Origin of the sequence: Brevibacillus halotolerans (assembly GCF_026891775.1) — a bacterium.
In the GTDB taxonomy this organism is placed as follows: Bacteria; Bacillota; Bacilli; order Brevibacillales; family Brevibacillaceae; genus Brevibacillus_B; species Brevibacillus_B halotolerans.
Genome location: NZ_JAPTNK010000004.1, coordinates 261,480 through 282,729, shown reverse-complemented (window position 1 = coordinate 282,729; position 21,250 = coordinate 261,480). Strand labels below are relative to the sequence as shown.

At 41.6% G+C, this 21,250-nt stretch carries 17 protein-coding genes and 1 pseudogene; 10 read left to right on the top strand and 8 right to left on the bottom strand.

Annotated elements, in window-relative coordinates:
• Nucleotides 1–32 precede the first annotated feature (32 nt).
• The 6 genes from manA to qoxA all read right to left on the bottom strand — a co-directional run bounded on the left by manA (nucleotide 33) and on the right by qoxA (nucleotide 5,671).
• On the bottom strand, nucleotides 33–983 hold the full coding sequence (manA, locus tag O0550_RS08350) for a mannose-6-phosphate isomerase, class I (RefSeq protein ID WP_003342877.1): 951 nt from the start codon (nucleotides 981–983) through the stop codon (nucleotides 33–35).
• Between the two features lie 451 nt (nucleotides 984–1,434).
• Complete coding sequence (locus tag O0550_RS08345) at nucleotides 1,435–1,611, bottom strand: hypothetical protein (RefSeq protein ID WP_003342874.1); 177 nt, start codon at nucleotides 1,609–1,611, stop codon at nucleotides 1,435–1,437.
• A 247-nt stretch (nucleotides 1,612–1,858) separates the two neighbouring features.
• Nucleotides 1,859–2,143: a cytochrome aa3 quinol oxidase subunit IV gene (gene qoxD, locus O0550_RS08340; protein ID WP_003334096.1), complete on the bottom strand. Its 285-nt coding sequence runs from the start codon at nucleotides 2,141–2,143 to the stop codon at nucleotides 1,859–1,861.
• Nucleotide 2,144: 1 nt separating this feature from the next.
• A complete protein-coding gene (qoxC, locus tag O0550_RS08335; RefSeq protein WP_003334097.1) occupies nucleotides 2,145–2,741 on the bottom strand; it encodes a cytochrome aa3 quinol oxidase subunit III in 597 nt (198 codons plus the stop codon).
• Nucleotides 2,738–4,681, bottom strand: coding sequence for a cytochrome aa3 quinol oxidase subunit I (gene qoxB, locus O0550_RS08330; protein WP_003342870.1), 1,944 nt, complete (start codon nucleotides 4,679–4,681; stop codon nucleotides 2,738–2,740). The genes qoxC and qoxB overlap by 4 nt, the downstream gene beginning before the upstream one ends.
• Before the next feature lie 27 nt (nucleotides 4,682–4,708).
• The gene (gene qoxA / locus O0550_RS08325; RefSeq protein WP_022586070.1) at nucleotides 4,709–5,671 is read right to left on the bottom strand and encodes a cytochrome aa3 quinol oxidase subunit II; all 963 of its coding nucleotides are present in this window, start codon (nucleotides 5,669–5,671) and stop codon (nucleotides 4,709–4,711) included.
• 1,043 nt (nucleotides 5,672–6,714) lie between these two features.
• On the opposite strand from qoxA, the gene O0550_RS08320 reads away from it, so the two are divergent.
• The 8 genes and pseudogenes from O0550_RS08320 to O0550_RS08285 all read left to right on the top strand — a co-directional run bounded on the left by O0550_RS08320 (nucleotide 6,715) and on the right by O0550_RS08285 (nucleotide 15,451).
• The gene (locus tag O0550_RS08320; protein ID WP_258426017.1) at nucleotides 6,715–7,374 is read left to right on the top strand and encodes a GNAT family N-acetyltransferase; all 660 of its coding nucleotides are present in this window, start codon (nucleotides 6,715–6,717) and stop codon (nucleotides 7,372–7,374) included.
• A 123-nt stretch (nucleotides 7,375–7,497) separates the two neighbouring features.
• Nucleotides 7,498–8,151: a class I SAM-dependent methyltransferase gene (locus O0550_RS08315; protein WP_022586072.1), complete on the top strand. Its 654-nt coding sequence runs from the start codon at nucleotides 7,498–7,500 to the stop codon at nucleotides 8,149–8,151.
• 43 nt (nucleotides 8,152–8,194) lie between these two features.
• Nucleotides 8,195–9,688 carry a DEAD/DEAH box helicase gene (locus O0550_RS08310; protein WP_258426016.1) on the top strand — a complete coding sequence of 498 codons (1,494 nt, stop codon included), beginning with the start codon at nucleotides 8,195–8,197 and terminating at the stop codon, nucleotides 9,686–9,688.
• 546 nt (nucleotides 9,689–10,234) lie between these two features.
• A complete protein-coding gene (locus O0550_RS08305) occupies nucleotides 10,235–11,461 on the top strand; it encodes a multidrug effflux MFS transporter (protein WP_121473129.1) in 1,227 nt (408 codons plus the stop codon).
• Between the two features lie 188 nt (nucleotides 11,462–11,649).
• Nucleotides 11,650–12,420, top strand: a complete 771-nt coding sequence (locus O0550_RS08300) for a TerC family protein (protein ID WP_003342856.1) — start codon at nucleotides 11,650–11,652, stop codon at nucleotides 12,418–12,420.
• Between the two features lie 86 nt (nucleotides 12,421–12,506).
• Nucleotides 12,507–13,196: a 23S rRNA pseudouridine(2604) synthase RluF gene (rluF, locus tag O0550_RS08295; RefSeq protein ID WP_003342855.1), complete on the top strand. Its 690-nt coding sequence runs from the start codon at nucleotides 12,507–12,509 to the stop codon at nucleotides 13,194–13,196.
• 22 nt (nucleotides 13,197–13,218) lie between these two features.
• A pseudogene (locus tag O0550_RS08290) lies at nucleotides 13,219–13,302 on the top strand (DUF6385 domain-containing protein); the annotation flags it as partial.
• 217 nt (nucleotides 13,303–13,519) lie between these two features.
• Nucleotides 13,520–15,451: a tetratricopeptide repeat-containing glycosyltransferase family 2 protein gene (locus tag O0550_RS08285; protein WP_258426015.1), complete on the top strand. Its 1,932-nt coding sequence runs from the start codon at nucleotides 13,520–13,522 to the stop codon at nucleotides 15,449–15,451.
• On the opposite strand, the gene O0550_RS08280 is transcribed toward O0550_RS08285, so the two are convergent.
• Nucleotides 15,438–15,572: a hypothetical protein gene (locus O0550_RS08280; protein WP_258426014.1), complete on the bottom strand. Its 135-nt coding sequence runs from the start codon at nucleotides 15,570–15,572 to the stop codon at nucleotides 15,438–15,440. The genes O0550_RS08285 and O0550_RS08280 overlap by 14 nt on opposite strands.
• A 182-nt stretch (nucleotides 15,573–15,754) precedes the next feature.
• Between O0550_RS08280 and O0550_RS08275 the strand changes: the two genes are divergently transcribed.
• Together O0550_RS08275 and O0550_RS08270 are read left to right on the top strand one after the other, a co-directional pair.
• Nucleotides 15,755–18,601, top strand: a complete 2,847-nt coding sequence (locus tag O0550_RS08275) for a sensor histidine kinase (protein ID WP_258426013.1) — start codon at nucleotides 15,755–15,757, stop codon at nucleotides 18,599–18,601.
• Between the two features lie 28 nt (nucleotides 18,602–18,629).
• Nucleotides 18,630–19,478: a CheR family methyltransferase gene (locus O0550_RS08270; protein WP_096886385.1), complete on the top strand. Its 849-nt coding sequence runs from the start codon at nucleotides 18,630–18,632 to the stop codon at nucleotides 19,476–19,478.
• 82 nt (nucleotides 19,479–19,560) lie between these two features.
• Here the strand turns inward: O0550_RS08270 and O0550_RS08265 are convergent, their stop codons facing one another.
• Nucleotides 19,561–21,249: a DUF4901 domain-containing protein gene (locus tag O0550_RS08265; protein WP_258426012.1), complete on the bottom strand. Its 1,689-nt coding sequence runs from the start codon at nucleotides 21,247–21,249 to the stop codon at nucleotides 19,561–19,563.
• Nucleotide 21,250 lies beyond the last annotated feature (1 nt).

Below are 21,250 nucleotides of genomic sequence, written 5' to 3'. Positions count from 1 at the left end.
CAGGCTACTTTTTGCTTCATGTATTTCTTTATTTATGGGTGTGAAACCATTACTTCTAAGGAGCCAGTCAGCTTATATGTCCCAAATTGAGCTGGAAGGATGAAGTGGTCCCCTTTCTTTAATGCAAAGGATTGCCCATCCTTTTCAAGGGTACCTGTACCCGCTAGCACGCTTACTAATAAGAAAGCTTGATCCTGTTCAAAGGTAGCCGTACCACTGATTTCCCATTTGTATACAGAGAAGAATTCATTTGTTACGTACGTCGTGATGGTAGCATCACCGTTTTTTTGTACCGTAATAGTTGGGTTTGTATCAACATGTGGTGCAGTTGTTACGTCAATTGCTTTCTTTAGGTGTAGATCGCGTTTTTTTCCCTGATCATCCACACGATCATAGTCATATACACGATAAGTAGTGTCAGAGCTTTGTTGTGTTTCTAGCACCAGCGTTCCTTGGCACAAGGCATGAATTGTTCCACTAGGGACATAGAAGAAATCACCCGGCTTGATTTTTACTTTACGCAAGAAATCAGACCATTTACCGCCCATGATCATCTCTTCTACTTCTGCCTTTGATTTTGCGTTATGCCCAAATACTAGCTCAGCATCCTCGTCACAATCAATGATGTACCAGCATTCTGTCTTTCCATATTCCCCATTCTCGTGCTTATGAGCGTATTCATCATTAGGGTGTACTTGGACCGATAAATCATCATTGGCATCAAGAATTTTGGTCAACAGTGGGAATTTTTCGCTTTGATGGTGGCCAAACAATTCTTTATTGTTTTCCCAGAGGTCTGCTAATGTTTTTCCCTGATGAGGACCGTTTAGCACGACACACATACCGTTTGGATGGGCAGAAATGGCCCAGCATTCACCGGTTTTATCAGAAGGAATATCGTATGGAAAACGATCACGTAAGGCGGTTCCGCCCCAAATGCGTTCTTGAAAAACAGGTTGTAAAAATAGCGGCTGTATATTCATTATGTTCATCCTTTTCGCTAACATATCGTATTTGTTGAGCTAAATAACAGTCTTCATTATACAAAAAAAATATAAAGGAACAACCTTATTTTAAGGAAATGTAGGTAAGTTATCATAGGTAATCCTATCCTGTAGGGGAAATCAATAGAGAAAAACAGCACCTTGTAGACTTTAGCGTCTGCTAGGTGCTGTTTTGATAGATAAGCAAGTCAAAAATGTTCAACCATATTTGATTATGTAGGAATAGGTAACACTGCTTTAGCCATATCCGTAAATTCTACAGCCACGTACATGCTCAAAAATTGCGATATGCTGCGATTGATTTTAAGGATTCTGGTTCGTTTAAGGAAAGTAGGAATGAAGAAACGAGCTTTGCCATTGACGCCATTTCTTGAGTTTTTTCACTAGATAGTTTGATAGCTTTATCGTTTCCTCTCCAGTTAGCGGTAATTCAAAAGGAAAATGTACCTTCCTTACTTTTATGTATACCATCCTTTGACAGGGTGGCACCTGCTGTTTGCTCTTCTGTTATTGCAGTGTGCCCGTCTGAAGTAGATGTATGATGAGAGCAACCCAAGGCTAGTATGACAAGTAGAAGTGCCATGGCACCCAGTAAAAGCTTTCTCATGATTGCTGTGTCCCCCTGATTATCTCTTGTATCTCTACACATAAGTATAGGGGGAGGGTGAGATGAATGGGTTTCAAAAAGGTTACAAAGCGACCTGAGGGAAAACCATTGAAACAACGGCTATTTTCATGGGAGCAGTTTGTCCCTCTAGCGTTTCTTTACGCAAAAAAGGCCAGCGCACAGAATTTGATTATTTCTGTACGCTGACCCGGTAAGCTAGCACCTATTTATACTACGTAGGGAAAAATTAGTATCCCCAAATCATTGTGAATAAAGTACCGAAAATGGTGACTAAGCCTACAAATAGGGCGTAACCAACATTCAGATACAGCGAGTTTGCTGTTGAATTTTCTTCATTGATATGCATGAAGACAAACAACTGCAAGGACGCTTGAATAATAGCGCATACCGACAGGATGGTCATTCCTACTACTGGTGACATGTCCCAAAAGACGACGGCTAAGGCAACCAGAGAAAGGATGAGGGAAAAGATATATCCCATGACGTGACGAATCGGGAATAGCTGTTTCATATTACATCAATCCTTTCAAGTAGACAAAGCTGAAGATAAAGATCCAGACAACGTCAAGGAAGTGCCAGTATAGGGAGAAGATGAAAGTCTTGTTTGCGGTAATCTCATTAATACCTTCACGCTTCATCTGCATAATGATTCCCATTCCCCATAATAGACCAAAGGTAACGTGCGCTCCATGTGTGCCTAACAGAACAAATAAGCTAGATAGAAAGGCACTGGTTTGCAGAGTAGCACCTTCATTAACGTAAGTGATAAACTCAAAAATCTCGACACCTAGGAAGCCTAATCCTAGTAAAAGAGTAATGAGCAAAAAGACTAATGTAGGCTTTTTAAAACCAAGACGCATGCTGTGAATAGCTAGTCCACAAACGAAACTACTGGTTAACAGGAGGATCGTTTCAATCATAACGCCTTTTAGCTCAAAAAGATGAGAGGCTGTAGGGCCGTGACCTGTACGTTGCCACAAAGTAAAATATACAGCAAATAGGGTAGAGAACAGTACGATCTCGGCACCTAAGAATAGCCAGAATCCCAAAATCTTTAATTGATTTTCTTCCGTACGATATTCAAGCGGAAGGGATTTATCTATTTTCATACACGATCACCCCGCAATCTTTCCTCAGTCTCGATGATTTCCTTAACGGGAATGTGTTTGCCATGATCTCGTTCAAACGAGCGAACAGCTAGCATGACGATGACCAGAATTCCTGAGATAATCGCAGGAGTCCACCAGCTAAATACTAGGAAGAATCCAAAGAAGAAGAAGATTATACCAAGAATAAACGGTTGCCCGCTGTTATTTGGCATGTGAATCGGTTCAATTTTATCCGTAAACATCGGTAGATTTTTTTGTTTTGCAAACCAGAAGGCGTCACGACCAGTGTGATTAGGCATCACTGCAAAGTTGTACTCAGGTACAGGACTGTGTGTACTCCATTCTAGCGTACGTCCACCCCATGGATCCCCATTTACATCGCGCGGACTGTAACGGCAGCTCCAATAGATGTTGTAAACCAATAAGATAAAGCCAAGCGTTAAACCAATAGACCCGATGGTAGCAATCAGATTGAGCGGACCAAAGCCGGTTCCAGCAGAGTATGTGTACATACGACGTGTCATACCATTCAATCCTAGGAAGAATAGAGGCAGGAATGTCGCGTTAAAGGAAACAGCAATAACCCAGAAGCTGATTTTACCTAGACGTTCATTCAATTTAAAACCAAAGACTTTCGGGAACCAGTAGTACATACCGGCAATAACCGCAAACACCGTACCAGGAATCAACACATAGTGGAAGTGAGCTACTAGGAACATGGTGTTGTGGTATTGGTAGTCAGCACTAGCCATCGCAAGCATAACACCTGTTACCCCACCAATCGTAAAGATCGGGATAAAGGCTAGTGAATAAAGCATTGGTGTCGTAAATTCAATCCGACCCTTACGCAGTGTGAAGAGCCAGTTGAATATTTTTACCCCTGTCGGGACTGCTATGGCCATTGTGGTGATCGAGAAGAATCCATTCACCGCACTGCCGTGACCCATTGTATAGAAATGGTGAGCCCAAACTACGAAAGAAAGCAAGGAAATAGCTACCATACTGACAACCATGGAAGTATATCCATAAAGGTTCTTTTTCGAGAAAGTAGCGATGATTTCGCTATAGATACCGAACGCAGGCAGAACAACGATATATACCTCAGGGTGACCCCAAATCCAGAACAGGTTGGCCCATAGCATATCCATACCGCCGTTAGCCATTGTAAAGAACTGACTATCAAATAGACGATCAAACATCATTAGTGCCAACGCTACTGTTAAGACAGGGAAGGCAAACATGATGATCACGCAAGTAATAAGAACAGACCATGTAAACATTGGTATGTGCATCATTTTCATACCAGGAGCACGCATTTTTAAAATGGTTGCAGTAAAGTTAACACCGGTCATCAGTGTACCAATACCCGCAATTTGTAAAGCAATGGAGTAGTAGTTGTTACCTACTGTAGGACTGAATTCTTTACTTGCCAACGGGAAGTAAGCAGTCCATCCAGCGTCAGGCGATCCACCAATAACAAAGGAGATGTTAAAGAGCATCGCACCTGCGAAAAACAGCCAGAAGCTAACGGCATTAAGACGCGGGAATGCTACGTCTCTCGCACCGATTTGAAGAGGAATAACCACGTTCATAAGTCCAATGATAAACGGCATCGCCATAAAGAGGATCATGATAATACCGTGTGTTGTAAAGACCTCATTGTAATGCTGCGAATTTAAGAAGGTATTATCAGGTACAGCTAGCTGAATACGCATCATTACAGCATCTACGCCACCGCGGAATAGCATGAGTAGAGCGGCAATGATGTACATAACACCGATTTTTTTATGGTCAACTGTAGTGAGCCATTCTCTCCACAAGTAGCCCCATTTTTTAAAGTAGGTTAAACCGCCAATGATAGCGACCGTGGCAAGCACAATACTTGCCATAGCGCCATAGATCATCGGTTCACCTGTAACGAAAAATTCGTCCCATTTCATAACCGATTTGACTCCTTTCTGAGCTAGTTATTTCTTATGCTGGTCGTGATTCATTTCGGAATGCTCCGAGTGTTCGGAAGAAGAATCAGAATGCCCAGAGTGCTCAGAAGTAGAGTGTGGCTCCGATTCAGTTGTTGTTCCGCCTCCATGATTATGACCACCATGGGCACCCTCAGGCGCTGGTCTAAATGATAAGTGTGTGGAAGAATACGTTTTTCTTCCTACATGCTCCATGTCAAGCACGCTATCAAATTCAGGCTCTGTCAATTCAGGAGCCGTTTTCTTTACTTCATCCACCCATTTTGAATAATCAGCAGGTGACATTGCTAGAACTTCAAATTCCATTTGTGCAAAGCCTCTACCGGAGAAGTTAGAGTTTTTACCCATGAACGAACCCGGATGATCAGCGGCAAAATGCAATTTGGTAACCATGTCGGACATCGCATATTTTTGACCACCAAGCTGTGGAATCCAGAAGCTCGTGATTGGTCCATACGAATACAGACGGAATTCGATCGGACGGTTTGTCGGGATGTTCAGGTAGTTAACCGTCTCAATGTTTTCCTCAGGATAACTAAAATGCCATTTCCAGTTAGAAGACGAAGCATAAATGATCATTGGCTTCTGATCGTCATAGCCGGCTGGCTTGTTTTCCACTTGATCCAGTGTTTTGACAGTAATAACTGATAAAATCACTACAATGACAATTGGAATGGCTGTCCATGCAATTTCTAATAGCTTACTACCTTCCTCGTGAGGAGGTACATAGCCCTCGTTCGCTTTGGTAGCGCGATATTTCACTAGCATGTAAACAAACAAAACATAAACTACAAATAATACACCAGCCATAACCCACATAGAAAAAATAATGGTGTCCGATTGTATTTTGGCAACAGGTCCTTTTGGATCAAGTACCATTAATGGCTCACAACCGGATAATAAAAGAGCAAGACAAAAAAACATGAAAAGAAACGACCCTTTGTGTCTCATAAGTGACCCCTTTCTCTGAGATGTGTATTAGTCGAAGGAAGACGGGAGATTTCTGCCCCTAGGTGAAAGTCGTTTACCAGTGTTCTATGAGATTACTTTTAATACGAAACCACATATAAAAATAGGGTTCCTAGCGATATGAATAGACTTCATTTATACGGTATGTTAAATTGAACGCCTTAAACGTAAGGAAGGATTACTACAGGTGAGGCATACGCCATGTAGAATTAGTTGTGGTTTGTTGTTAAGTATGCAATGAATCATGGTTGACCTCCTAGGGTGTGAAATCAGTGATGATTGAAAACAAGAAGCCTCATGCAATAACCATATTGGGATATTGCACAAATGTTAAAAATAACAGTATAGAATCATTTTTAAGTTAATTCAATACGGTTTTTTTATAGAAACAGTTTTGTGCAAATACCTCATTTGAAGCTCTAACAATTTTGGCAAAATGTTAGACAATCTGCTTATGAGCATATAAAAAATAATTTTAATATGTTCCCATCTACCTCGAAAAAGTAAAAGCGCTTACTGCCCAACCTTCATTTTATGCTTTCTTGCCTAAATGGCAAGCACCTGATTGTGGTAGAGATGGGGCTATTACACATTGGATGTTAAAAAAATCACAAATTCGCCACGAATTGTATCAATTTGATGTCATTTTTGGCATTTTTGATAAGTGAAAAAAAGTACAATTAAGTTTTTGGATGTTTTTAGGAAAGAAAGGATTTTGGTGATTTATCGCTCAAAAATGAAATAGAAAAAATTTTTGTAACATTTGCTAATAGGTTTCGACTAATACGTAAATATATAGAACAAAACCCAGTAAAATTAGAGTATGCCTTCCCAATGATAAATGGTCGAATCATCAGAGAACCTGTACTTGCGTATACCTTTGAAAAGAATGCGTCTACCAGCATTCATGCAGGAACACAATGATCATACAATGTTCCGGCGTCACTCTACCTGCTCGATTTGACGGCGTTCCAGCCCAAGCTGTACCATGGAAGGATAAGCTAGCAGTAAATGGATAGCTTAGCTTGCAAACTATTCAATGGGGTGGAACTATTTGTAGCGCGCACATAGTTAAGTTAAACCGTAACGAGATTGGCCGAGCAGCGAATGTATTGGCTGAAGGATTTATGGAAGACCCACTGTATCAGCATATCCTGCCTGACCGTTCTACTAGACTGAATGTTCTACAGATCTTTTTTACAAACTATGTTACCATGCTGTATGATTACTCCGATTTATATGCGACCTCCGATAGATTGGAAGCTGTTGCATTAGTATTCAGATCGGAAAAGGCAGAAGCATTGCCTGCATACAGATACATGTGGGATATCTGTCGTACAATCGTAAAGTCGCTGAAAGCTAGTAAGTATATTGGGTTTAGGGGATTTTGCCGAGGATTGGCTATTCTACGCTGTATGAGCTCTGCTTGGTTGTCTGTGTTTGAGGGACGAGTATATATGCATTTGGATATGCTTGTGGTGCAGCCAGAGTTTCGGGGTCAAGGGTATGTGAGTAAAATTATGAAGCCTCTTTTAGAGGAATGTAAGCAACGAAACATCGTATGTACGTTAGAAACTCAAAACCCTCATAACATTGCTATATATGAGCGATATCAATTTACTACAATTGAAGTAATTCCTTTGCCAAAGAGTCAGGTAGAACAGTATTGTATGGTTTATCAATGAACATAATAAGCATTTCTAGATAAAGCAATACAGGTTGAGATAGATGACTTACCGATTAGATCTGTCGTTTGTGATGATAATAATCCAAGCGGCAGTTTTTTTTATTGGTAAGGCATCTGTATAATGAAGAAGGAAAAAGAAGCAAATATAGAAGGTGATTGGATTTTGTTAGAGTGGACAGGGGAACGTATTATTCCTAAATTGCTCAAGCCGATGAATGGAATGCTATTGGAGCATCTAGCGAGGTATTATTTCTCAACTCCGTATTGTCGGGGGAGAGTTCTAGATATCGCCTGTGGTACTGGCTATGGGTGTCACATGGTTGTGAAGGAACGCAAGCGGGAGGTGACCGAGCTGATTGGTGTAGATGTAGATCAAGAGACTCTATTTTATGCAAATCGTGAGTACAATCATCAAAAGGTTACATACTTACAGCATGATGCACTCGATCCTAAGCTTCCCGAAAAATTAGGTATGTTTGATACGATTCTTAGCTTTGAAACCATTGAGCATGTGGCAGATGATCAGCTATTTATGGAAAATATCTATCATATGCTAAAGCCTGGGGGTACATTAGTACTTTCTAGTCCATTTGGTAGAGGAAGAGGGATGCCCACTAGTGAACCGTTTCATGTTCACCAGCTAACTCCTGAGGAATTTGAGCAACTATTTGTTCGCTTTTCTGAGGTAGAAATTTATTACCAGCGTGGATTAACGTTTGAGAAGCCGCGTGATCAGGTTCGTTATTTTATTGGAATGGCTGTCTGCAAAAAGTGATAGCCACAGGTGTTGTTATTGGTAACGGGAAGAGGTGGCGGTTTTGCCAAAATTTCAGTCATTAGGAATACAGGCTTCAATAGAAAAAGCACTGCAACAGAATGGATTATACTCACCCACAGAGATTCAGGAGAAAGGAATTCCTGCAGTATTAACCGGGGTGGATGTAATTGCACAGGCACAGACGGGAACGGGTAAGACATTAGCCTTTGTTTTGCCTATTTTACAGATGATTAATCCTGAAAATCCAGATGTACAAGCTCTAATTGTGACACCGACACGTGAATTAGCCCTACAAATTACCGCCGAGGTAAACAAGCTTATTTTTACGCAGCCTGGCGTACAGGTTCTAGCTATCTATGGTGGACAGGATGTAGAGCGGCAAATGAAGAAATTAAGAGGCAGCCGGCAGATCGTGATTGCTACTCCGGGTCGATTGCTGGATCATATGCGCCGGGGTACGATACAGCTTGCTCAGGTGTCTCAGCTAGTTCTTGATGAAGCCGATCAGATGTTGCATCTGGGCTTTTTACCTGAGGTAGAAGAGATTATTCAAGCCACATCGCCAACCAGACAGACACTATTATTCTCAGCAACGATGCCAAAGCAAATCCAAAGTCTGGCAAAAGGCTTTATGCGCCAGCCTGTCACAATTAAGGCGAAGAGTGAAGGAATTACGGTAGCTAACATCGAGCAGCGGGTAATTGAGACGACCGACCGGGCCAAACAAGCGGCCTTGCGTCAGGCTATTGATGAGTGCCGTCCTTTTTTAGCGGTGATCTTCTGTCGAACCAAACGGAGAGCTGCTACTTTAAATGAAGCCTTGCAAGGATTTGGTTATGCTAGTGACGAGCTTCATGGTGATTTATCACAAGCCAAACGCGAACAAGTCATGAAACGCTTCCGGGAAGCCAGCCTACAATTTTTGGTGGCTACCGATGTCGCCGCACGTGGTTTGGATGTTGAAGGGGTCACACATGTGTTTAATTATGACATCCCTCATGATGTAGAGAGCTATATACATCGAATTGGCAGAACCGGGAGAGCCGGTGGTACAGGGGTAGCGATCACGTTTGTTGCTCCTAAAGACCGGATGTATTTAGATATGATTGAAAAGGGAATTGGGCAGTCCCTAACAAAAGAAGCCTATGGCAATTCCTTTTCTCAAGCGAGTTCTAATGAAGAAACGGCAAGACATACGGCGGACAAAAAGGTAGGACAATCAGAAAATAGACGTCAGTCAAAAGCAGGAGACGGTAATCGAGCGAAAGCTACAGGATCGAAAGCGGGGTCTAAGTCGTCAGCACGATCAGGTCAGGCAAAGCATAATCAGACGAGACCGGGACAAAAGACGGGAGTAAAGCAAGGGGCAAAGACACAAAACAAGCCAAGCTCAAGATCAGGTACACGTCAGGAGATAAAGTCAGGGGCAAAACGATCTGGAGGGACTGCTCCAACCAAATCAAAAGCCAAGTCAAGCCGCTCAGCCGGTCAAGGACGATCAGCTTTCTCTAAAAAAAGAACGAGAACAAAATAAGACAGAGAGTAAAAAAGCTGTTCAGTCATATTGCTGAACAGCTTTTTATATGGATAAAGCAAGAAGCCAAAAGCCAAAACGGCATATAGTAAACATAAAATTTACAAAGTATATTACATGGGATAGGATTGTGGTAAACAAGGTATGGATGATGGTTGTGATGGATGAAATGTTGGCGGATGGGAGTTTCTGAAGCTGTTCTGGGGGAACTTTTTTAGATGTGGGCAAAGATAACATGATTGAAATTGCTTAGTTTATGTAGATCCACTGCGCTTGAGTTTGACCGGATATTTACTGTTATTACCGATACAACAAAAGCCATATTGGGACATATTATCCGTATAGGCTAGTTGCTGTTACGTATGCTTTGATAATGTGTTTTCTACGATCTTATTACAGGGGTCAGGCGAGCAGGTTTGTATAGAGAGAGGCTAGATGCAATCAGGGCTTTCCATTTAAAAGCTTGACAGATGTTTATTGATGTAACTATAATCGTTACAATTGTAATCTTACCTATTCGGTTTTAAGAAAGGAAAGTAACATCGTATGAATTCTTCTTCACAGTCAGCGGCTACGGAAGCTGCTGCTAAATCAAAACGTTTATGGTTAGCGATTGTGTTAGGCGCATTATCTGCGTTTGGACCGCTTTCGCTGGATATGTATCTGCCTGCCTTGCCGGCAATGGCTACCGATTTTCAAACAACTACTTCGGCTGTACAGCTTAGTTTGACAGCTTGTTTATTAGGTTTGTCCCTAGGGCAGTTGTTTGCTGGACCGTTAAGCGATATTCAAGGTCGACGTAAACCGCTGCTGATTGGTCTGGCTATTTATGCAGTCGCTTCTATTTTGTGCGTATTTTCAACTTCTATATGGGCTTTAGTGGCTCTCCGATTTATTCAAGGGGCTGCCGGTTCAGCCGGAATTGTTATTTCACGTGCGATGGTAAGGGATATTTATGTAGGCCCAGAATTAACTAAATTTTTTGCCCTTTTAATGCTGGTTAATGGAGTTGCTCCTATTGCGGCTCCCATCTTTGGAAGTCAGCTCTTACTCTTTACACCGTGGGAAGGTGTTTTTGTAGTATTAGGTGCAATTGGTATTATTATGCTATTGGTTGTTCTATTTGGTTTACCCGAGTCATTGCCTGTCGAGCGTCGTTCCACGGGTGGATTCAAGAACACCTTGGTTACATTTAAAAATCTATTCGTAGATAAAATGTTCATGGGCTTTGCTTTGTCACAAGGCTTGGTGATCGCTGCCATGTTTGCTTATATATCTGGATCACCGTTCGTATTGCAAAATATGTTTGGTGTGTCAGCGCAAATGTTTAGTGTGTTTTTCGCTATCAATGGTTTGGGAATTATTCTTGCTAGCCAAATTACCGGGAAGCTGGCTGGTAAAATTAGCGAGAGTAAGCTGATGATCAGCGGGTTGATTTTAGCGGCGATTGGTGGCGTTAGTCTACTGATTGTGATTTTGCTAGGTGCCGGATTATATGCTATTTTACCACCTTTATTTATAATCGTATCGTGTGTGGGGATTGTAAGTACGGCAGGGTTTTCTCTCGCAATGCAAAGTCAGGGGAAAGCGGCAGGCAGTGCCTCTGCTTTGCTAGGTGTCTTGTCATTAATCTTTGGTGCGCTCCTTGCTCCCCTAGTAGGTATTGGTGGAAGCGGAACGGCGGTTCCAATGGCCATTGTAATAGCAGCAGCAGATGTCGGGGCACTTTTGTGCTATTATTTCATGGTTCATAAGGGCAAACCAACCAGCTAATCCATCTAAATGATCTAAAAGGAAAAGGAACTAATTCAGGTACATTTTTTGCGTACCGGGCTGGTTCCTTTTTTCTGTATAAGGTATGCCTCTTTATCCAACTGGTTTGATCTTTGGCAACTAAGAGCATAATAAGCCGAGCTATTATTTTAGATGCATCTTTGTCGATCAGGAGGAGGCTAGCTTTGATGAATGGGTCATTGCTGATGGAATATGGATGGGTGCTACTCATATTAGTGGCTTTGGAAGGAATTCTAGCGGCTGATAATGCGTTAGTATTAGCCATTATGGTCAAGGATTTACCTGAGAAACAGCGTAAAAAGGCCTTGTTTTATGGCCTAGCTGGGGCTTTTATCTTTCGCTTTGCTTCATTGTTTATCATTTCCTTCTTGGTTGATGTGTGGCAGGTTCAGGCACTTGGTGCTATTTATTTACTATTCATCTCCATCAACCACATTTTTCGCAAAAAATACAGGAAGCCCCAAGAAAAAGAACACACTGATAGGAAAAAAGGAGCCGGTAGTTTCTGGGGGACTGTAGCAAAGGTAGAGCTGGCTGATCTTGCTTTTGCAGTAGACTCCATCCTAGCTGCTGTGGCACTTGCTGTTTCCCTTCCTTCAACGAATCTACCTAAGATTGGAGGACTAGATGGCGGGCAATTCCTAGTGATTTTTACAGGGGGATTTATCGGGTTAATTATAATGAGGTTTGCAGCCAATTATTTTGTGGCGTTGTTAAAACGACGGCCTGGATTAGAAACCGCGGCTTTTTTGATTGTGGGCTGGGTTGGAATCAAATTGCTGGTGTACACCTTCTCTCATCCCCATGTGGCTTTTTTACCAGAGAGCTTCGCAACAATGAAAGCTTGGAAAATTACCTTCTATGTAGTTCTAGTAGGAATCGCACTAGGTGGATGGTTTTTATCGAAAGAAAAAACGACAGAGTCAGGCAGATCATAAATCATGTATAATAAATGATGCCTGAGATCACTTTGAGCTAGAGATTCCTAGGCTGAAATATCTGCTATGGAAGAAGGATACATAACATGAGGATTAATAAATTTATTAGTGAAACAGGCTATTGTTCCCGCCGAGAAGCAGACAAGCTCATCGAGGCTGGGCGAGTCACGATTAATGGAGTGATAGCAGAGCTAGGGAGTCAAGCTACTAGTGAAGACGATGTAAAAATTGACGGAAAAGCGCTGGGGATCAAAAAAGAAGCTATTTATATTGCTCTAAATAAGCCTGTTGGGATTACTTGTACAACAGAGAGGCATATAAAGGGAAACATCATTGATTTCGTCAATCATCCAGAACGGATTTTTCCAATTGGACGACTAGATAAAGACTCAGAGGGATTAATCCTATTAACGAATGATGGGGATATCGTCAACAAAATTCTGCGGGCGGAAAACAACCATGATAAAGAATATATTGTGACGGTGGATAAACCGATTACAGATTCTTTTCTAAAAGGTATGGCTAGCGGGGTACGTATTCTTGGGACTACAACCAAGCCTTGTCAGGTACAACGCATGAATGAACGATCATTTCGAATCATTCTGACCCAAGGATTAAATAGGCAAATCCGCCGAATGTGTCAGGTATTTGGCTATAAGGTTCAGCGTTTACAACGGATACGCATTATGAATATTCATTTGGATGGCATCAAAAAAGGTGAATGGCGTGATGTAACTACAAAGGAATTGAATCAATTGCTACAAAATCTAACGTAATGAACCGACGAAGCGCTTCCTTACATATACAAGACTCTCGTATCGTTCCAGCGTACAAGGTAATTCCACAGCGATTGATGTCTTTTTTAATGGGCAAGGAACGTAGCAAAAGATTTCAACATATAGGTACATGGAGTCCCTTATTTCTGGGGGGTCATGTGCCTTTTTCATTTTTTTAACCGCTATTGGGAGATTTGATGCTAACAAGTCCTATTCAGGCAAGACCTTGTATTCAAAAAGCCCACCTCAAATTACCCCAAGCAAATGGTCTAACCTAAGAAAAATCATAATGTCGCTTATGGTTAAAAAGGAGGGGCGTATAGATGAACCAATTACAAATATCCCTGTGCATGATTGTTTGTGATGAGGAGGAGCACCTTGAACGCTGTTTATCTTCAGCAGTCGATACTGTCTCAGAAATGATCATCGTTGATACAGGTTCACAGGATCGAAGCGTAGAAATTGCCAGGAGCTATGGAGCGCAGGTTATCTCGATACCTTGGAGGGGAGATTTCTCTGAGGCTAGGAATTTATCGTTGGAATATGCGACCAAGCCGTGGATTCTGGTACTAGATGCGGATGAGGAATGGGTCGTGCCACCAGCCGAGCAATTGATAGAGATGATGGACGAGGCAGAAGCGTTTGGCTATTATGTCCAATTGCAAAGCTATGTGGGCGCTACAGGAGAAGAATTTATCACTAATTCGGTTTGTCGCTTTTTTCGAAACGATGAACGCCTGCGCTTTCGAGGAATGATTCATGAAGAGATTGCCACGTGTATTCTGGAAGTGGAACCAGAAGGTGTGAGATTTTCGCCTATGATGGTTAAGCACTATGGCTGTTTAGACCATGTTATCGCTCAAAAAAATAAAGCTACCCGGAACATTTCTCTTATCCAAAAGGCACTGCTAGAAAAGCCGGATGACCCTGTGTTGATTTACGCTCTAGGCACAGAATATTTTCAGCAGGAAGAATACCAGAAAGCGCGGGTATTATTTGAAGCACTACTTTCTGCTGTTCCTCTTCGGGTTGGTTATATGTCGGATGTATTGCTAAAGCTAGCGTTTTCCTATAAAGAGATGGGCAATACGAAAGAGGCGCAAAACATGATAGAGGAAGCGTTGCGCCATTATCCAGATTTTGTTGATCTGATCGAACTGCGGGCCATTCTTCATATTGAAGAAAATGAGCTAGATTCAGCTCTTGCGTTATTACAGAAAGCCGTCCTTCTGGGAGATGTATCTCATAAATATACATCGTGTTCAGGGGCGGGGACCTACCGGAGCTTTTATATAAGGGGATTGCTTTATGAAAGACTGCTTTCTTATGAAAAATCATGTCGTTGCTATGAGGAAGCCTTGACCTTCCAGCCACAATTCCATGCAGCTTGGCAGAGATTAATCCGTATACGAGGAGCTTTTAATCAAATTCAAGAATTAGTGGAGCAATTCCAGTTATATAAGGGGAAATTGTCGCCTCAGGTCCAAAGCAGTATCGTGCAATATTTGATGGAATTAAATCAGCCGCAGTGGTTCACACAATATCAGTTGCTATTGCCGGATGCTTATACCCATAATCCGCTTTGGAAAGGAATTTTCCTCGCACAGCTTGGAAAGGAGGAGCTTGCTTTACTAAGCGTCAGGGAAGCACAGCAATGCTTTCATACCCATATGCAGGCGGATAAACAGCTTGAGGCGGATCTTTTACTATGGGCGATTTTCCTGCAAATGAATGAATACGCGCAGGCTTATGAAATCGTCTTACGGTTAGCTCAACGGCAAAAAGAATATCAAGCTTTATTTGGATGGAAGCCAGGCCAAATCATGGCTTTGTCGCGACCTGTATACCAATCCTGTAGTCGAGCATTGCTAGCGATAGGGGCTTGGGAAAAATGGTTAGACCTGCATCGTTCTTGTTCCCCCTTAGGATGGACAGAGGAAGTAAATGATTCGTTTGCAATCGCGTTGCTTCGAGCCCCTCATTCTATCCAGCTTCAATTCCTCCAAATGTTTCTAATGGAAACTCATTTATCTTCGCGACTTCTTCAGATTGCTGGAGTTCTTGCTATTCAATGCAGGAAATACCACGAAGCTACGACTTTATTCGAAAGGCTGAACCATAGCTCCATCGAGAAGGAACAAATAATAGCCCAGTTAGGCCTATTATATGCGCAAGCAGGGCTAGCTAAGAGATGGAGAGCTGATATTTTATCTGATCAGGTCAACAGCTTGCAGTTTTTATCTATTTTTTCGTAAGGACAGCACGAAAGCAGGTTAATACGCTACCATACATTTGTGTTTTGACAGCATCTTCAGCATTTTCTAAAAGGGGAAAGTCCCCCCAGTTCACATGAGGAAAAACAATTGCTTTGCTCATGGTTCCCTTCCTTTTCTTGAGCTGAATAACCTTCTGAAGTGTATGGGAGTATGCAGGGATTGGGCCCTTTTTTTTGAAAGTAAACAGGGAGGAAAAATTCTGATTCAAGATAGTTTTATTAGGGTAAATAGAAAAGAACTCTGTATTTTCTGTTTTATATTTTGTCTAAGGATGGGAGAGATATGACTTTTCGCCGAAAACAATTGCTTGGCTACAGCTTGATTTTATTCTTATTACTGATTTTAGCTTCCTTGGTTATCTTTACGATGAATAGTATTAATAATAACGTGGAAGAAATTGCGAACGAACGTTCTGTGAAAATCAAGCTAGTGAGCGATTTGCAGAACAAATTTTTTCATATAGACCAAGAGCTTAGCTATATCATTACAGAGAATAATATTTTGCTCATCAATCAAAAAATCGAACAAATGAATCAGAAAATACTAGATACTAATTCCTTATTGACAGTGATCGGCATTAAAATGAATTCGGAGTCTGGACAGCAATTATTAGCGCAAATTAAAGTTCACTATACAGATTATCTCACCTATCAAAAGCAGATTGTAGCGTATGTTAAGGCAGGAAATAAGGAAATGGCTAGAGGCATGTATGTGGGTGGAAAAGAAGAGACTCGCAAAAATGTTATGGAGTTAACGGAAGAATTTAAAAATCGCCAGCAGGAACTAATGGATCAAGCTGCTGACGAATCTGTGAGAACTTACCATAGCATGTTGCTCATCATCATTTTGAGTGTCGTACTTTGTTTGGCATTAGGAATCGGAATTGCAAGCTGGGCTATACGCAGTACCTCGCGTAGTCTTAGTCATATCTCCAGTACAATCTCCGGAATTGATTTTAAACAAGCTGAAAATGTACCGCGATTATCTGTTGTAACGAGAGATGAAATAGGGAACATTTGTGAATCTTTCAACGAGATGGCGGCCTCCCTAGAGGAACATACGACTAAGGTAAAGGAATTTAATAAAAAGATAACAGAGCAAAGCTGGGTAAAGACCCAACAAGCTTATATGGCTAATTTAACGCAGGGGATGCAGGATTTTGAATCTCTAGGGCGAGAATTTATTTCAAAAATCGCTTGGATAATAGAAGCCTCCTACGGTGCTTTTTATCTAGCATTTGGAAAAGGGGACGCCAAGGAATTTAAAAAGATTGCTTCATTTGCATCAAATGGGGAAGATGTGGGAGCTGCCAGCTTTCGTTTCGGTGAAGGCGTAGTGGGGCAATGCGCGCAAGAAAAGAGAATACTCACCTTAAAAGAAATGCCTGAGCAGTACATTACCATTAAGTCTGCTTTAGGGGAAGCTTATCCGAAACAAATTTTGATTGTTCCAGTTACCTTTGAGAACGAAACGGTTGCTGTGATCGAGATGGCTACCTTAGGTTCGTTTTCCGAATTACATATGCAACTAATGGAAAATGTCACAAGTCACTTGGGGACTACTGTTAATCGAATTTTCGATCGCTTAGAGGTAGATCGCCTTCTACGAGAATCGCAAGCAATGACAGAGGAATTGCAGGCTCAATCAGAAGAGCTACAGACACAATCCGAGGAATTGCAGATGCAGACAGAGGAGCTTACTAGCATTAACGAAAGGCTAGAGGAGCAGAAGCAATATGCAGAAGAGAAGGCCCGAGAGCTGGAGCAAACAAAGATAGAGCTAGAGGAACAGACAACAGCACTATTGAAAAGCTCTCAATACAAATCTGAATTTCTAGCTAATATGTCACATGAACTACGTACTCCACTAAATAGTATTTTAATCCTCTCAGAAATGCTCTCGGAGAATCTTAATGAGACGCTTACCGCGGAAGAGCAAGAATATGCACGTGTTATCAATTCCTCTGGTTCAGATTTACTTAACCTGATTAATGATATTTTAGATCTTTCCAAAGTGGAAGCAGGCAAGCTGGAGGTTGTCTTTGAAGAGGTAAATATCAGTGAATTGCCGATATTTATGGAAAGTCACTTTTCACACATTGCGGCTCAGAAGAATCTTCCGTTCCATATTGAAGTACATGCTGATGCGCCCGATATTATGTACACCGATGAACAACGACTGCATCAAATCTTACGGAATTTACTTTCCAACGCCTTCAAATTTACAGAAAAGGGCTCCGTGACTCTACAAATTAGAAGGGCAGACCCTTTGCAGGTCAATAAGATAATGCCAGAGGAGAAGTATACGGATTACTATTTGGAGATTTCCGTCACGGATACTGGTATTGGCATAGCCGAGGACAAGAGAGAACACATCTTTGAAGCCTTCCATCAAGCAGATGGTGCAACGAGCAGAAAGTATGGGGGGACAGGTCTAGGGTTATCCATCTGCCGAGAATTTGCACGTTTATTAGGTGGTTGCATTACCTTAGACAGTGAAGAGGGTTGCGGTAGTACCTTTACGCTATATATTCCAAATATGCAGGAAGGGATGACACAGGAGCTGTTTTCCGTTCACACAGAAACGGCAGTAGCTCATATGGAAGGGGTTCACGCAGATAGCTCACAGCCTCCTGTTTTTGAAACAGAGGACTTACAGACTTCCTTGGAGCAGGGGCAAGTAATGGTAGAGCAAGATCAAGATCAAATAATTTCTTCACAAGCACAAAAGTTTACACAGCAGGTACCAAGCTTGTTTAAGGGTAAGCGTGTCTTGGTTGTGGACGATGACAATCGAAATGTTTTTGCGCTCACCACCACTCTTGAACGAGAAGGATTTAAGGTGATCGCCGCCAGTAACGGGAGAGAGTGTCTTGAAATACTAGATAATGTTCAGTACATGGATATCATACTCATGGATATTATGATGCCAGAGATGGATGGATATGAAGCAATACAGGCTATTCGCCAAAAAGCTGATATGAAAAATGTACCAATCATTGCCTTGACCGCAAAAGCTATGAAATATGACCGAGAAAAATGCCTGAGGGCTGGAGCATCCGATTACATCAGTAAGCCATTAAAGACGAGTCAACTGCTTTCAGTTATGCGTGTCTGGTTGGTGAAGTAGGTGTAATAAATAGATGGAGGACAGATCGATGACTTCTTTGACTGAGGCAAATGAATACCAGATGGATGAACGAGAAAGCATTGAAATCGATCTTCTTTTAGAAGGAATTTATCGGATGTATGGCTTTGATTATCGTGATTATGTTAGATCTTCAATAAGAAGGCGCATATGGAATCGTATGATACAAGACAGGATTCCTACAGTTACCGCTCTTTTAGAGAAGGTACTTCATGATGCTAAATTTGTGGATAAATTGCTACATGATTTCTCCATTAATGTAACGGAAATGTTTCGTGATCCTAGCTTTTTCTACGTTTTTCGTAAAAAGGTAATACCTTTTCTTCACCAGCTTCCTGAAATTAGAATTTGGCACGCAGGCTGTTCAACAGGAGAAGAAGCATATTCCATGGCTATTCTAATTGAAGAAGAGAATCTGAGCCATAAGACTAAAATTTATGCGACAGATATGAACGAAGAAGTGTTGAAACGGGCCGAAAAGGGGACCTTTTCCTTAAAGAAGATGCAGAATTTTACAAGGAATTATATACAAGCCGGTGGCAAAAAAGCCTTCAGTGAATATTATTCGACTGACTCTGAATTTGCAATCTTAAACCAATCCATCTTAAAAAACGTAACCTTTGCCCAACACAATTTAGTAACAGATGGTTCTTTTAACGAGTTCCATGTAGTGATTTGTCGGAATGTCCTGATTTACTTTAATACAGACCTACAGAGTCGTGTCTTCCAATTGTTTGATGAGAGCTTATCTACCAATGGTTTCTTCGGCTTAGGGAGTAAGGAATCGCTCTCTTATGTAAAGGATATGGGCCATTATCAGGAGATTGAAGGAGTGCGGATATATCAAAAGTGCAGGTAGAAACATAAAGGAAAGCGAACCTTCTGGATTACGGGAAGGTTCGCTTTTTATTGAAGGAATCAGGAGGTATGATCCGATGGAATTATTGTAGAGGCTCACCTGTCAGCGCATCAATGAAGTAGGAATCTGACGGCTGACTTAGGATATAAACTAACAAAGGAGCAGGTGCCATTTGATCCTCGTATTGTGGCCATAGGTAGCTCAGCTTCACTGGATGAGATGCGACAAAGGCTTTTTTCGCTTGTTCAGCAGTAATGATTTTTTTGCTGTCAGGCAGGGCAGCTTCTGTTTGGAGGTCAAAATGGAAACCAATTATTTTTCCTGTAAGAGCATCTACCTGAACCGAGTATGCTTTGTCAGCTACAGGGATGTTTTGGTGTAGCTGGCTGAAGGTAAGATAATATTGGGGATGTTTCTCATTCTTCTTCAGCTTACTCTTGTCCACCCATTCAGGAATTTGCTTTGTATCCTGATCGTTTGAGAAAAGGGAATCAAGAGAAAGCTCTTTTACCTTCGAATCAGCATACTTCTCTATAAATGGCAGGGCTGCTTTCTCGGCATCCGCAGGTGATAGGGTCCCTTTTTTCCCTAGTTGGGAGCTATCATGTGAGTTCATTCTGATAACTTCTCCTGTTGCCTTATTTGCGCTCAGGTTTATATAGATATTCTTATTATCATCGGTATGAGAACTCCAGGAATATTCTACGTAGGTGTTACCTGTATAAGAGTCTTTTTCCTCACGCTCGTCGTATTTTAGCTTGCTCAGATCAAGGCCAAATGCAGGCGATGACAAAAGCTTTTCTGCCTCAGCTTTAGATGTTACCTTCAAGGCTTCCCCTTTAGCGGAGATGGATACTTTTTTAGGGGTCAAGGGTTTAGTTGAATCCCATGTATCCACAGGCTTACCTGTCTTGGCATCGAGTATTTTGACTTGGGCGGGAGCGTAAGCAATCACAGGTTTTGAGTTGGTTTTGGCTTGGTTATTAGAATAGTTGCTGATATAGAATACATTCATTTCCGTCAGCTTTTGAAGTGCTTCTTCTGCCTTTTCTTTACTCAACACTTCTTTTGGATCGGGGAATTTTTTATCGTCATAGACCATATCTGAATCCCCTAAGTAATAAGCGGTAATGTTACCCGATTTGTCCACAGATACATGGACGCCGCTTGAAAGCAGAGGAATTCCGTTGTACAAGCGTTCAAATGCTACACTTCTATACTTCCAATCCATTCTCTTTCCGTCTTCCGTTGTCATCCCACTTTGTGAGACGCCGATGCGCTCACTTACCTTTAATTTATCCAGCTCATCACCTAATACGGTTTTGAGAAATGCAGTGGCTTTTTCCTTAGCTAGCTTTTCAGATGGCGGAGTATCTGATGTCCATTCAGAATGATTAATAGAAAGCTCTAGCAATCGACCAGATTTTTGATCAAAGGAAAGGAAGGCTTCTGGTTCTATTTTATCTTTAGAGGCTTTATCAGCGCCTTTATCGGAACGTTTAAGGAGATAGACCTGATACTTTCCGGTCTGTGTCTTATTATCGCTATCAGGTCTATGAGATACCACAGTAAATGCTTTTAGCTCAGGGATTGCTGTAAGTACCTTGTCAAGCGATTGTTTGATAGCTGTAGGTAAGTTAGCCTGTTCCTGTTTGACAGGGGCTGGTGTCGTGCTTGCCGATGTGTCCGCTGCCCATACGGGTGTAACGGATAGCATGCTAACGGCAATAAAAGTAGCTAGCGCTGTATGAAGCTTCTTTGCTTTTCTCATA

Excerpts from the sequence above, each read along its gene's own strand:
- manA (WP_003342877.1), bottom strand. The coding sequence starts at position 983 with ATGAATATACAGCCGCTATTTTTACAACCTGTTTTTCAAGAACGCATT.
- O0550_RS08345 (WP_003342874.1), bottom strand. The coding sequence starts at position 1,611 with ATGAGAAAGCTTTTACTGGGTGCCATGGCACTTCTACTTGTCATACTA.
- qoxD (WP_003334096.1), bottom strand. The coding sequence starts at position 2,143 with ATGAAACAGCTATTCCCGATTCGTCACGTCATGGGATATATCTTTTCC.
- qoxC (WP_003334097.1), bottom strand. The coding sequence starts at position 2,741 with ATGAAAATAGATAAATCCCTTCCGCTTGAATATCGTACGGAAGAAAAT.
- qoxB (WP_003342870.1), bottom strand. The coding sequence starts at position 4,681 with ATGAAATGGGACGAATTTTTCGTTACAGGTGAACCGATGATCTATGGC.
- qoxA (WP_022586070.1), bottom strand. The coding sequence starts at position 5,671 with ATGAGACACAAAGGGTCGTTTCTTTTCATGTTTTTTTGTCTTGCTCTT.
- O0550_RS08315 (WP_022586072.1), top strand. The coding sequence starts at position 7,498 with ATGAAGAAGGAAAAAGAAGCAAATATAGAAGGTGATTGGATTTTGTTA.
- O0550_RS08305 (WP_121473129.1), top strand. The coding sequence starts at position 10,235 with ATGAATTCTTCTTCACAGTCAGCGGCTACGGAAGCTGCTGCTAAATCA.
- O0550_RS08300 (WP_003342856.1), top strand. The coding sequence starts at position 11,650 with ATGAATGGGTCATTGCTGATGGAATATGGATGGGTGCTACTCATATTA.
- rluF (WP_003342855.1), top strand. The coding sequence starts at position 12,507 with ATGAGGATTAATAAATTTATTAGTGAAACAGGCTATTGTTCCCGCCGA.
- O0550_RS08285 (WP_258426015.1), top strand. The coding sequence starts at position 13,520 with ATGAACCAATTACAAATATCCCTGTGCATGATTGTTTGTGATGAGGAG.
- O0550_RS08280 (WP_258426014.1), bottom strand. The coding sequence starts at position 15,572 with ATGAGCAAAGCAATTGTTTTTCCTCATGTGAACTGGGGGGACTTTCCC.
- O0550_RS08275 (WP_258426013.1), top strand. The coding sequence starts at position 15,755 with ATGACTTTTCGCCGAAAACAATTGCTTGGCTACAGCTTGATTTTATTC.
- O0550_RS08270 (WP_096886385.1), top strand. The coding sequence starts at position 18,630 with ATGACTTCTTTGACTGAGGCAAATGAATACCAGATGGATGAACGAGAA.
- O0550_RS08265 (WP_258426012.1), bottom strand. The coding sequence starts at position 21,249 with ATGAGAAAAGCAAAGAAGCTTCATACAGCGCTAGCTACTTTTATTGCC.